The sequence below is a fragment of the Streptomyces sp. NPDC093984 genome (assembly GCF_044764595.1).
GTDB lineage: Bacteria > Actinomycetota > Actinomycetes > Streptomycetales > Streptomycetaceae > Streptomyces > Streptomyces cynarae.
Window position 1 is genome coordinate 135370 of the sequence record NZ_JBIWIM010000001.1, and the last position, 12168, is coordinate 147537.

Consider the following 12168-nt stretch of genomic DNA (forward strand, 5'->3'; position numbering starts at 1 on the left):
CAAGCCTGAGCTCGGGCATCAACTGACACTGGGAACCTCTTGCTCCTTGCTCAGTAAGATCCCGCGTGGTCCGAAACCGGACGCAGAGTAGAAGCCGACGGCGTCCTCGTTTGGAGCGAAGATGCCGGCGTAGATGATCGAGATACCGCGATCTGCGGCAGATCGCTCCGCCGCTGCGACCAAAGTTGACCCCACGCCGCAGCCACGATGTCCGTCCAAGACCACGGTGTGGATCTCGGCCGCGCGACGGGGCACCAGGATCTGGTGATCCGGGGGCTCTGCCAGTAGGACCAGCTCTGCCATTCCCACCACCTCGCCCGCCACCTCGGCGACCGAGATCAGTAACTTGGATCCGTCAGCGAGTGCCTCCTCAAAGTGCCTCCGCACCGCTTCGGCATCGGGAACCCGATAGATGTCGGGTGCGAGCTGGATGTGCCGTTCGGCATTGGCCACGCGTAGACGGACAAGAGCGGGCACGTCCCTGCTTTTAGCGGGCCGGACCAAGATCGACATGAGCTAGAGCTTCCCACCGGATCGATCTAGTAGCAAGGTGCTCACCAACTGACGTAGGGGCAAACGTTGCCTTCCAGCCCAGGTCCGGCTCAGCCGGACGCTTTGTCCCTCTATTACTGCATGAGCAACGGTGGCCTGAAGCGTCTCCCAACGCGGCGACGGACGCGAACCCGGGCCTGCGGCTGCGCTCGCAGGACGCGCCTGTGCCTACGACGGACAGGACAGCGTCGAGAACCTCCACGCCGATGAGGAAGCACGAGGTTGGCGGCGGCGGGCCACGGAGCCCCGGTTCAACTCCGTCCAGGCGTGAGCTCACTTGCTCAGACTGTGCAGCTCGCGAGAGGAAGGACCTAAAGCACTAGCCGAAGTCCGAGATGGCAGGAGATGTCCAGAAGGTCACAGTCGGCCCGTAGGAGCCGTCCTCCTCGTCGCTCACTTCCACCGTGATCTCCCGATCCGGATAGCGTGCGGACAGGACCCCCTGCCAGCACTCCCCCAGAGCCAGCGCGAGTTGAGGCAGTTCTTCCCCGAGCTGATCGTCATCCGTCAAGGGGGTGTTGCCGAAAGTGGCCCACAACTCGACGTGGTTGGCGACAGCTTCGATACGTTGCCGCTCGCCACTCAGCTTCGTGAACCAGTCGTCGACAGTGTCCTGGCGGAAGCGCTCCTTGAGGAACACGCAGCCGCGGTACTCGACCGTCTCCGGGCAAAACAGCCAGGCCGCGGCCAGGACGAAGCGCAGGCCGCCCTCGAAGTCGAGGTAGTTCTCCGGGGAGAGCTCCTCGTCCTTCCAGTCGGTGCGCCATCGTCTGAAGAACGCCGGCAGCTCACGCTCGGACCACGACGGCTTACTGGTGCTCACGGGATCTCCCAGGGGAACGCGGCGCGCACGTCCTTCGATGGGCGCACGAAGACTTCACCGGTCTTCGGATTGGTATTACGCACGTACTCTACGACGTGCGGGGTCTCCACTCCGCCATGCGCGCGTCCCTCCAAGTCCACCCGCTTCACCGCACGGCCTTCGGAGTCGTAAGTCGTATAGTTGGTTACTTTTCCGGTCTGCGGATCGGTCTTGTAGAGGGTTCCGTTTTTCGGACCGTTCTCCACCGGCAGATTGTTCCCACCGCGACCACCGGTGCCCTTGTACTGCTGACCGTTCTTGATCAGCTCGGACGCTTCCTGCTGTGCGGAGCCGCCCGCGCCGGACCCTCGGCTGTTCATTTGCAGGGGTTCGACCGCGGAGTCGCTTGTGGCGTGTTGGGTGAGGTCCACGGTACCGGCGCCTGCCAGGCCGACGCCGGTGGCGATCCCGGCAGCGGAGATAGCGTTGAGCGGTACTCCAGCGACGGCACCGGCGCCTGTGGCGTCGAGGGCGACGCCGAGCGCTTCACCGCCGGTGCTCACCCCGGCCAGGAGCATGCCGCCGAGCATCGCCGCACTGTCACCCGGATGCTGGAGCATCGCGTTTCCGAAGGAGGCAAGGTCGTTGACGACGGTCTTGCCTCCTTCCACCAGCCCTTCGCCCACATCGCTGAAGAAGTTGCCGACCTCGGACCAGAATCCCGGGCGCTCCGGGGCGGACTCTGTGGCCCTCTTCACCAGCGCGGCCGCAGTGTGCCCCGCGCTTTCCACATTTCCGCGAGCGGTTTCGAGATTCCCACGGGCGGCAGCGCGATCAGCTTCGCCAGGATCGTGAAAAGGGATATCAGCGGTGTTCCCTCTGCTGCGCGCCTCGCTGACTTGCTGAGCGTGGGCATTCTTGGCAGCTGTGGTCGTCGCCTCGCCGCGCGCGAATTGAGATATGGCCTCGCCTGCGCGCCGCTGGGCTGCGCGCAGGGAGTAAATGTAGTCGTACAGTGCGTTCGCGGCGGCGTGGAAGTAGTTGCCTGCGTCGATCCACCTGGCCGGCTGCCCACGGAACCGACTGCGGAAGGCTTCGGCGGCTTCGCCACGCCAGCCATCCTCGGTGTCGATTTTCGCCAGCCCTTCGCCGGCCTCTATTAGTACATCACCGTAGGCGAGCAGAGACTGGGCAGTCGTGGTCAGCTTATCCGGTGCGCCAGGGACGAACTCACGAGGATCAGAGGTCTCTCCGAGCTGGGCCATCAGGACGCCCCCGGGTCTGCTCCGGATGAGGACTGAAGAATGCCCTGAACTGAGATTTGGATATGCTGCTCGGCCGCTTCGTAGCTCTTGACGCAGTGGTTCAGCCGGTCGGTGACCTGTGCACCGTCAGAGGCCAGGTGTGAGACGCCACCGTTCCACCGATCGCAGAAATCGGCGATTGCTGCGGCCAGTTCCTCGTGTCCAAAGGCGTCCTTGGGTGCATCGATGTCGCTCACCTTCTTGGTGGCCATCGCGTCCAGAGTGGCACTGATCCCGGATGCTGCCTTGCGTAGCGCGTTTAGGTCCACGGAGAACCCATCCGGCATGCTCAACGCCCTCCCAATGCTCAGTGCCTGAACTGATTCGCCCGGCATGAACCCATCAAGGACCGTAATCGAGGGAGGAGCCTGGCAGCGGATCCGATGGGTCGGAAAGGGAGGGTCTGACGTGAGACACCGTCCGCTTTCCACACGTGTGCCTTTGGTAGGCACAACTCCGTTCACCGAGAAGGGCTGAGCGTGTTTTGGCCGCCGCGTGTCGCTGCTGGGGGGGACTGGTGCCGTCGGTGCTCGGTCTGTCAACGATGCATGGCGAGCAATGAGGGCCAGGGTGTACGGGATGCTCCATCTGCCCCTGCGAGCACGCAGCGATTACCGCGTGAGCAGAGCTTGACGGATGCCTCGCGGATGGCGGCGATGCCGGCCAGCGGCTCCTGGCCGAAGTCGGTGACGTCGTAGACGGCGTCGTCGGTGAACAGTTCGTCGAGCCGGTCCAGCTCACCGGCGTCGAACAGGTGCCCGTGCAGGGAGAGCAACTCGGTGACGGCCGTCCGGTCGTCGGCGTTCAGTGCCATGGCCTGTCCACCTCCAGCATGATCATGCCATCGGGCTGGCTCGGTCGCGGCGTGTTCGCCCGGTTCATCCGGTCGGCTCCACGTCGGGTGGGATCACCGCGACGGGGCACGCCGCGTGCAGCAGGACCGCCTGGGTCACCGAGCCGAGCATGCGGGCGGGAGCGAGGAGGCGGCGGCGGTGGCGGCCCACCACGACCAGTTCGGCGCCGCGCGACGCCGCGACGAGGTGGCCCGCCGCGTCGCCGGGGGGCGTGAAGAGGTCGGCCGGCACGTCCGGGTGCTGTGCGTGGTGGGGGCCCAGGAGGCCCGCGGCCAGGGTCCGGATCTCGTCCTCGACGGCGTTCTCGTCGACGGCCGGAGGCATGAGTTCGCCGGGCGCCGGCCAGGTCTCCAACGGCGGCCAGGGGTGGGTGGCGATCACGTGCAGCCGGGCGTCGCGGCGGGCCGCCTCCGCGAACGCGAAGGCAAGCGTGGCCTCGGCGGGGCTGTCGACGTGCAGACCGACGACCACACGCCGACCGGGCGCGACGGGCGGCCCTTCGTGCACCTCGCGGCCGGGGCGCGGCACCACGACCACCGGGCAGGCGCTGTCGCGTGCGGCGGCCAGGCTCGTGGAGCCGAGCAACAGGGCGGCGAAGCCGCCGCGGCCCCGTGAGCCGAGCACCATCAGCTGGGCGTCGGCTCCGAGTTCCGGCAGGGCCGCGGCCGGGAAGCCGTCCACCGCCAGGTAATCGGTGACCGGACGGTCGGTCCTGTCGTCCAGACGCGCCCTTACCTCCTCGAGCACCGGGTCCTCGGCCGGCGCCGGGGGTCCGGCGACCAGGGCGCCGGGCTGGGCCCAGGGCCCGAACTGCCGCACATGGACCACGCGCAGCGGCGCCGCGCGCAGCCGTGCGGCGGTCAGTGCCCAGTCCAGGGCGCGCAGACTGTCGTCCGATCCGTCGACGGCCGCCATGACCGGCTCGGTGCTCATGGAATCCTCGCCTCCGGGACGCGGCTGTGTTCGGAGCTCTCAGAGCTCAGCCTGACGCAGAGGGCGGCCCCGGGGCGGGTTCACCGGCCGCGTGTCCGGAGATTCGGCAGCGGGCGAGGACTCGGCGGGTGAGGACTCAGGTGAGGTCGAACTCCCCCTCCCGTGCTCCCGACACGAAAGCACCCCACTCTGCGGGGGTGAAGATCAGGGAAGGGCTCTCGGGGCGGCCGCTGTTGCGCATCGCGATGAAGCCCTCCACGAAGGCGATCTGGACATCCCCGAGCCCTCGGCTGCTGGACTGCCACTCGGCGGTGCTGAGGTCCAGCTCCGGCTTGTCCCAGCCCGTCGGCGGGTGCTGCTGGATGGTGCTCTCGGCCACGTCCGTGCTCCTCCCGGTTCGTCGTCCGCGGCCAGCCTAGCGATCGCATCGCACGGCCGACAGGGCACGTGAGGAGGATGCGTTCAGGAGCTCGGCGGCCGGTCGCCGACCAGCCACATGGAGAAGAACTGCGACCCGCCGCCGTAGGCGTGCCCGAGCACCCGGCGGGCCCCGTCCACCTGGTGTTCCCCGGCCTGTCCGCGCACCTGGAGCGCCGCCTCCGCGAAGCGGATCATCCCGGAGGCGCCGATGGGGTTGGTGGACAGCACCCCGCCCGACATGTTGACGGGGAGGTCTCCGTCTAGTTCGGTCACCCCGGCCTCGGTGAGCTTCCAGCCCTCGCCCTGGTCGGCGAAGCCGAGGTTCTCCAGCCACATCGGTTCGTACCAGGAGAACGGCACGTAGATCTCGGCCGCGTCGATGTCCCGGCGCGGGTCGGCGATGCCGGCCTGCCGGTAGACATCGGCGGCGCAGTCCTTTCCGGCCCGGGGTGACACGAAGTCCTTGCCCGCGAAGAGGGTCGGTTCGCTGCGCATGGCGCCGCCGAGCATCCACGCGGGCGGGCGGGGCGAACGGGCCGCCCCCGCACGGTCGGTGAGCACCATCGCGCAGGCGCCGTCGGAGGAGGGGCAGGTCTCGGAGTAGCGGATGGGGTCCCACAGCATGGGCGAGCACTGCACCTTCTCGAGCGTGATGTCGTGCTCGTGCAGGTGCGCGTACGGGTTCTTGAGCGCGTTGCGCCGGTCCTTGTACGCGACCAGCGAGCCGATGGTGTCCGGGGCGCCGCTGCGCCGCATGTACGCCCGTACGTGCGGCGCGAAGAAGCCGCCCGCGCCGGCCAGCAGCGGCTGCTGGAAGGGGATCGGGAGCGACAGGCCCCACATGGCGTTGGACTCGGACTGCTTCTCGAAGGCCAGGGTCAGCACGGTGCGGTGGACACGGGCCGCGACCAGGTTGGCGGCGACGAGCGCGGTGGAGCCGCCGACCGAACCGGCCGTGTGCACCCGCAGCACGGGTTTGCCCACGGCGCCGAGGGCGTCGGCGAGGTAGAGCTCCGGCATCATCACGCCCTCGAAGAAGTCGGGCGCTTTCCCGATGACGACGGCCTCGATGTCCGCCCACGTCAACTCGGCGTCCTCCAGGGCACGTCCGGCGGCCTCCCGCACCAGGCCGGCGATCGACACGTCCCGGCGCGCCGCCACGTGCCTGGTCTGGCCGATCCCTACGACGGCCACGGGTTCCTTGCTCATCGGGGATCCCCTTCGAGTACGGCGACCAGGTTCTGTTGCAGACACGGTCCGGAGGTGGCGTGGGCCAGGGCGCGGTCGGACTCGCCGCGGTGGATGCGGGCGGCGGCCTCGCCGACGCGGATGAGCCCGGCGGCCATGATCGGGTGGGCGGCGAGGGCGCCGCCCGAGGGGTTGACCGTGACGCTGTCGTCGAGGCGGAGCGCCTTGCGCAGGATCACCTCCTGGGAGGTGAACGGGGCGTGCAACTCGGCGGTGTCGACAGCCCGTTCGAAGGCGCCTGCCTTCTCGGCGGCGAGTCGCGTGGACGGCGAGTCCGTCAGGTCGCGCACGCCGAGCCCGTGCGCCTCGATACGGTGGTCGATGCCCCGGATCCAGGCGGGCCGTGCGCACAGCTCCCGGGCCCGCTCCCCCGTCGCGAGGATCACCGCGGCGGCTCCGTCACCGATCGGCGGGCAGTCCCCGGCGCGCAACGGCCGTACGAGGTAGTCACCCTGCGGTATCGAACCCCTCAGTTGCGCATGCGAGTTGGTGCTCGCGGCCGCGCGGTTGCGGGCGGCGATGGCGGCCAGCGCCGGTTCGTCGGTCCCGCCCGCGTCGATGAGCGCCTGCGCCTGGAGGGCGGCCAGGGCCACGGAGTCGGGCCACAAGGGGGCGACGTAGTAGGGGTCGAGCTGCCGGGTCAGCACGTCCCGTACGGAGCCGGGCGAGGACTTGCCGTAGGAGTAGACGAGCGCGGTGTCGGCGTCCCCGGTGAGCAGCTTCGTCCACGCCTCGTACAGCGCCCAGGCGCCGTCCATCTCGACGTGCGACTCGGAGATCGGCGGCCAGGCGCCCACTCCGTCCAGGGCGAGGGTGAAGGAGAAGGCGCGGCCGGCGAGGTAGTCGCTGGATCCGGAGCAGGTGAAGCCGATGTCGGCGGTCTTCAGGCCGGTACGCTCCAGCACCTGATGCAGGACCGGCATGAGCATCTCCACCTCGGAGAGCTCGTCGCTGGTGCGCCGGTGGGCGGTCTGGGCGAAGGCGACGACGGCGATCTCGCGGGTCACAGCAGCTCCTTGTACGAGTCGTAGTCGGCGTCGGGTTCGCCGGTGGGCCGGTAGTGGTCGGGGTAGCGCGCCCCTTGGGTCCACACCGGCTCGACCCGCAGTCCCATGCGGACCCGGTCGTAGGGGATGCCGCCGATGCGGCCGTGCAGCGCGAGGTCGGCGCCGTCGAGGGCGATGTGCGCGTAGACGTACGGCACCTCGATGTCGAGGTTCTTCGCCTTGATGTTGACGATGCAGAAAGTGGTGACCGTACCGCGAGGACCCACCTCGACCTGTTCCTGTGTGGCGACACCACAGGTGGGGCAGGCGCCGCGCGGCGGTACGTACACCTTGCGGCACTTCGGGCAGCGCTCGCCGACGGTGCGTCGTCCGGCGAGGGCGCCTATGTAGGCGGACTGGGCACGGCCCGGCGAGTAGGTGTAGTCGAGCCGGGCGGGGGCGACGATGCCGGTGATCGCGTCCTCGAACTCGCCGTCGTGGCCTGCCGGTCGGGCCGGTTCGCCGTCGTACGGCTCGAAGCAGGCGATGTCCGTGATGGCGCCGGAGCGCTCCTCGGCCCAGCGGATGCGGACCCGCAGGCCGGTGCGGACGGCCTCGGGGCCGGGGGCGTCCAGGGCGTGCAGCAGGGCGGTGTCTGCGCCGTCGAGCTTCACCAGCACCCAGGCGAAGGGGCTGGAAAGGGGCTGACCGCGGCGGGGCTCGGGGTTCCACGCCCAGGTGGTGACCGTGCCGGTGGGGGCGACCTCGACGAGGTCGCGGATCTCCTCGGCGGTGACGGGGTCGTACTCGACGGGCGGGACGAGGGTGCGGCCGTCGCGGGTCCTCACCCCGAGGACGACGCGTTCGCGCAGGCCGGTGAGGAAGGCGCTCTGGACGGGGCCGAGGGAGCGGGTGAAGGGGAACTCGACGACGAGAGGGGCTTTGAGGACTCCGGGCATCCTTGCGGACTCCTTCGGTGGTCAGGCGCGCTTGTAGACGGGCGGGCGTTTCTCCGCGAAGGCGCGGGCGCCTTCCCTGGCGTCGGCGGTGTCGAAGACGGGCCAGCCTCGCTCGAGTTCGGCGGCGAGCCCCTCGGTCTCCGTCATCTCGGCGGTCTCGTACACGGACGCCTTGACGGCCTCGACCGCCAGCGGCCCGCAGGCGTTGATCCGTTCGGCGATCTCCAGCGCCTTGGCGAGGGCGGTGCCGTCGGGCACGACATGGCCGAGGAGTCCGATGGCGGCGGCCTCGTGCGCGGAGTAGGGGCGCCCGGTGAGCAGCATCTCCAGGGCGTGGGTGCGTGGGATCTGCCGCTGGAGGCGGACCGTGGAGCCGCCGATCGGGAACAGTGCGCGCCGGACCTCGAAGAGGCCGAAGGTCGCGGACTCGGCCGCCACGCGGATGTCGGTGCCCTGGAGGATCTCGGTGCCGCCCGCCACGCAGGGACCCTCGACGGCGGCTATCACCGGTTTGCGGGGGCGGTGGTGGCGCAGCATCGCCTTCCAGTGCAGATCGGGGTCGGCGTCGAGCCGCTCGCGGTACCGCTGCCCTTCCATGCCCTTTCCCGCCAGGGCCTTGAGATCCATCCCCGCGCAGAAGGAGCCGCCGGCGCCGGTGAGCACGATAGAGCGGACGGTGTCGTCCTCGTCTGCCTCGACCCACCCGTCGTAGAGCCCCACCAGCATCGGCAACGAGAGCGCGTTCCTGGCCTCGGGCCTGTTGAGCGTGAGCACCAGTGTGGCGCCTTCGCGCTGCACGGTGAGGTGTTCCGTCCCGCCCATTCGCTTCCTCCCGTCCGCTGAACGAGAACAGCTTGCAGGAGGGGTGGAGCAAGGACAAGAGTTTTCTGACAGGTAGTCAGATTTCTTCGCCGAGGGTCCTTCACAGTTGCACCGGGCTTTGCTCTGATGACCGGCGAACCGTCGGACGCGTTCCTTGCCGCCGTGGGGACCGAGCTCAGGAGGAACCGGTGGAGTACAACCTTGCCGACCTGTTCGAGTCGGTCGTCGACGTGGCCGCGGACCGCGAGGCGCTCGTGTACGTCGACCACCCGGGCACGGGTGCGGAGCGCCGTCTCACCTACGCGCAGCTGGACCGGGCCGCCAACCGCATCGGGCACCATCTGCTGGACGCGGGGATACGTCCGGGGGAACACCTGGGGCTGCATCTGTACAACGGCGTGGAGTACCTGCAGACGGTGCTGGGCTGCCTCAAGGCCCGGATCGTGCCGGTCAACGTCAACTACCGGTACGTGGAGGAGGAGTTGGCGTACCTCTACCGGGACGCGGACCTGGTGGCGCTGGTCTTCGACGCGGAGTTCACCGACCGGGTCGCGGCGGCGCTGCCCGGGGCGCAGAGGCTGCGGCACCTGGTGCGGGTGGGCACGCCCGCGCCGGAGGCGGTCGCGCTGCCCGCGGTGGACTTCGCCGGCGCCGAGGCCGCCGGGTCGCCCGAGCGGGGCTTCCCGGCCCGCTCGGGCGACGACCAGTTCATCATCTACACCGGCGGCACGACCGGCATGCCGAAGGGCGTGATGTGGCGGCAGGAGGACCTGTTCTTCTCCGGCCTGGGCGGCGGCGCCCCGACCGGCGAGCCGGTCGGCAAGCCGGAGGAGCTGGCCGAGCGGGTCGCGGCCGGCGGCGACGGCATCACGTTCTTCCCCACTCCCCCGCTGATGCACGGCACGTCCACCCTCACGGCGTTCATCGGGTTCCACTTCGGCCAGCGGGTGGTACTGCACCGCAAGTTCGTGCCGGAGGAAGTGCTGCGGACGATCGAGAAGGAGAAGGTCACCAGCGTGTCACTGGTGGGCGACGCGATGCTGCGGCCGCTGATCGACGCGTTGAGCGGGCCGATGAAGGGCACCGACTGCTCGTCCCTGTTCAGCGTGTCGTCATCCGGGGCCATCATGTCGGAGACCGTCCGCGCGCAGTTCCAGGCGCTCGTCCCGAACGCCCTGCTGCTGAACAACTTCGGGTCCTCGGAGTCCGGTTTCAACGGCACCGCGACCGCCGATTCCGGCCCGGACCGGGGTTTCCGCATCCGGGTCAACTCCCGTACGCGGGTCGTGGACCCGGTCACCCACGAGCCGGTGCCGGCCGGCCAGGTGGGCCGCATCGCGCAGTGCGGCCACGTACCGCTCGGGTACTACAACGACCCGGGGAAAACGGCGGAGACGTTCTTCGAGAAGGACGGCGAGCGCTGGGTGCTGCTCGGCGACATGGCGACGGTCGACGAGGAGGGCGTCGTCACCGTCCTGGGGCGTGGCTCGCAGTGCATCAACACCGGCGGCGAGAAGGTGTACCCGGAGGAGGTCGAGCAGGCGCTCAAGTCGCATCCGGACGTGTACGACGCACTGGTGGCCGGGGTGCCGGACGCGACGTGGGGCAACCATGTGGCGGCGGTGGTGCAGGTGCGCCGGGGCGCGGCACATCCCTCCCTGGAGGACATCCAGGCCCACTGCCGGACGCGGCTCGCGGGCTACAAGATCCCGCGCCAGCTGGTCGTCACGGAGGTCATCCGGCGCTCGCCGAGCGGCAAGGCGGACTACCGCTGGGCCAGGGAGGTGGCGGTGGCGGCGGACCGCTCCGGCCACCGGTGACCGGGGGGCGGGGGCCTCTTACTTCCTTCTCACCGGGCCCCTTGCCGGGACTGTGGTTCGGGAGTTCACGTGCGTCGCAGCCATGTCTCCGGTGTGGCGCCGGGTTCGGCCGGGACCGAACCGGTCTCCACCCAGCGCGCTGTCGCGAGGCCCCGGCCGTCAGGGCTCGGGCAGTTCAGGAACCCGAGCCCTGGGCGATCGGCGCAGAGGGTGGTCAGGTGCGGTAGACGGCGCTCTCCCGGTGGTCCGGCATCGCGCCGAGCCGCTCGAAGCGCTCCTGGACGTTGGCCGCGAAGGCCTGCTGCTCGGAGCCGGGGTAGCTCTGTCCGGTGCTCTGCATGGCCACCGTCAGGACACCGCTGATCGGCGCCCCGGGCGACGTACGCACCGGTGTGCACAGGAAGTTGAACTCCTGCGGCCGTGGATCGTCGTACGTGGTGAGGGAGACCTGGGACAACGTGGTGGCCTGCCCGGTGCGGTAGGCGTCGTCCATCGCGTTGAAGACGCCTATGGCCTCCAGGCCGGGCAGCACCATCCGGCCGGGGCTGAACTGGGGAACCATGCCGAAGGCGGCGCCCTGCTTGCCGTTGGCGTAGCGCAGCAGGTGGTTGGGGCCCTCGGTGAGCATGATGGGGAAGGGTGCGCCGTCGAAGACGGCGAACAGCTCCTGCTGCTGGGCCAGCAGGCTGTCCCGCAGTTTGAAGTCGGACAGCAGGGTCTGGCTGAGTTCCTGCATGCCCTCGCGCAGACCGCGGTCCCAGGCGCGGGGCTTGAAGTCGGCGACGCACACGGTGCCGAGGATCATGCCCGTGTTGTCGCGCAGCGGGGTGCCGAGATAGGAGCGCACGCCCAGGTCGTTGACGAGGGGGTTGCCCTTGAAGCGGGGGTAGTCGAAGACGTCGTCCAGGGCCAGTTGGGACCCCTGGGCCACCACATGGGGGCAGAAGCCGTAGTCGCCGGGGGCCTCCCGGGAGAGGTTGCTGAGGTCGAAGGCGATCCCACCGCCGTCGGGGTTCACCTTGTCGTCGGGCGACGCGGTGGGCACGTACATGCCGCGGAACATCTGCCGCTCGTCGTTGATGAAGTTGACCATGGCCAGAGGTGACTGGGTGAAACTGGCCGCCAGCCGCGCGACACGGTCGAACGTGGCCTCCGCCTCGACGGTGTTGAGGCCGAGAACCTGCAGTCGTAGCTTCCGTTGCTCACCCGCGAGCCGGGCCTGGTCAGGAGAGAGGGGATCCATGGGATCAGATGAAAGCAGAATCCGGGCTTCCGCGGATCGCCCCACCCGCTGATTTCCGTATCACTTGACTCACGCACAACGCCTCGCGGGCCCGCGAGACTTGATCGGACCGCCTCCGCGACCACCGGGCCCGCGCGGGGGCGTGCAGATACCCAAACCGGGATTCTGTCCAAATATTTCCAGGTTTCAACCTACGGCGATCACTTCCCGCCATTCCTTGAGCGT

General features: G+C 69.2%; 13 protein-coding genes. 1 reads left to right on the top strand and 12 read right to left on the bottom strand.

Features of this window, described 5'->3' with window-relative positions; all coding sequences use genetic code 11:
- Positions 1-18: 18 nt before the first annotated feature.
- The 11 genes from ACIRC0_RS00620 to ACIRC0_RS00670 all read right to left on the bottom strand — a co-directional run bounded on the left by ACIRC0_RS00620 (position 19) and on the right by ACIRC0_RS00670 (position 8880).
- Positions 19-513, bottom strand: coding sequence for a GNAT family N-acetyltransferase (locus ACIRC0_RS00620; RefSeq protein WP_403609377.1), 495 nt, complete (start codon positions 511-513; stop codon positions 19-21).
- Positions 514-871: 358 nt separating this feature from the next.
- Positions 872-1375: a hypothetical protein gene (locus tag ACIRC0_RS00625; protein WP_403609379.1), complete on the bottom strand. Its 504-nt coding sequence runs from the start codon at positions 1373-1375 to the stop codon at positions 872-874.
- A complete protein-coding gene (locus tag ACIRC0_RS00630) occupies positions 1372-2619 on the bottom strand; it encodes a putative T7SS-secreted protein (protein ID WP_403609381.1) in 1248 nt (415 codons plus the stop codon). Before ACIRC0_RS00630 ends, ACIRC0_RS00625 begins: the two co-directional genes overlap by 4 nt.
- Positions 2619-2870 (bottom strand): hypothetical protein, encoded by a 252-nt coding sequence (locus tag ACIRC0_RS00635; protein ID WP_403609384.1) that lies wholly within the window; start codon positions 2868-2870, stop codon positions 2619-2621. The genes ACIRC0_RS00630 and ACIRC0_RS00635 overlap by 1 nt, the downstream gene beginning before the upstream one ends.
- A gap of 326 nt (positions 2871-3196) precedes the next feature.
- Entirely contained in the window at positions 3197-3472 is a 276-nt protein-coding gene (locus tag ACIRC0_RS00640; RefSeq protein ID WP_403609387.1) for a nuclear transport factor 2 family protein, read from the bottom strand.
- A 64-nt stretch (positions 3473-3536) separates the two neighbouring features.
- A complete protein-coding gene (locus tag ACIRC0_RS00645) occupies positions 3537-4445 on the bottom strand; it encodes a universal stress protein (protein WP_403609390.1) in 909 nt (302 codons plus the stop codon).
- Positions 4446-4581: 136 nt separating this feature from the next.
- Positions 4582-4824: a DUF397 domain-containing protein gene (locus tag ACIRC0_RS00650; protein WP_200419588.1), complete on the bottom strand. Its 243-nt coding sequence runs from the start codon at positions 4822-4824 to the stop codon at positions 4582-4584.
- Between the two features lie 83 nt (positions 4825-4907).
- Positions 4908-6074 carry a thiolase domain-containing protein gene (locus ACIRC0_RS00655; protein ID WP_403609394.1) on the bottom strand — a complete coding sequence of 389 codons (1167 nt, stop codon included), beginning with the start codon at positions 6072-6074 and terminating at the stop codon, positions 4908-4910.
- Positions 6071-7120 (bottom strand): thiolase domain-containing protein, encoded by a 1050-nt coding sequence (locus ACIRC0_RS00660; protein ID WP_403609396.1) that lies wholly within the window; start codon positions 7118-7120, stop codon positions 6071-6073. The genes ACIRC0_RS00655 and ACIRC0_RS00660 overlap by 4 nt, the downstream gene beginning before the upstream one ends.
- Complete coding sequence (locus ACIRC0_RS00665) at positions 7117-8058, bottom strand: Zn-ribbon domain-containing OB-fold protein (protein ID WP_403609399.1); 942 nt, start codon at positions 8056-8058, stop codon at positions 7117-7119. Before ACIRC0_RS00665 ends, ACIRC0_RS00660 begins: the two co-directional genes overlap by 4 nt.
- Positions 8059-8079: 21 nt before the next feature.
- Positions 8080-8880 (bottom strand): crotonase/enoyl-CoA hydratase family protein, encoded by an 801-nt coding sequence (locus tag ACIRC0_RS00670; protein ID WP_403609401.1) that lies wholly within the window; start codon positions 8878-8880, stop codon positions 8080-8082.
- 188 nt (positions 8881-9068) lie between these two features.
- Between ACIRC0_RS00670 and ACIRC0_RS00675 the strand changes: the two genes are divergently transcribed.
- Positions 9069-10700, top strand: coding sequence for an acyl-CoA synthetase (locus tag ACIRC0_RS00675; protein WP_403609404.1), 1632 nt, complete (start codon positions 9069-9071; stop codon positions 10698-10700).
- A gap of 214 nt (positions 10701-10914) precedes the next feature.
- On the opposite strand, the gene ACIRC0_RS00680 is transcribed toward ACIRC0_RS00675, so the two are convergent.
- On the bottom strand, positions 10915-11943 hold the full coding sequence (locus ACIRC0_RS00680; protein ID WP_403609408.1) for a GAF domain-containing protein: 1029 nt from the start codon (positions 11941-11943) through the stop codon (positions 10915-10917).
- Positions 11944-12168: the final 225 nt, after the last annotated feature.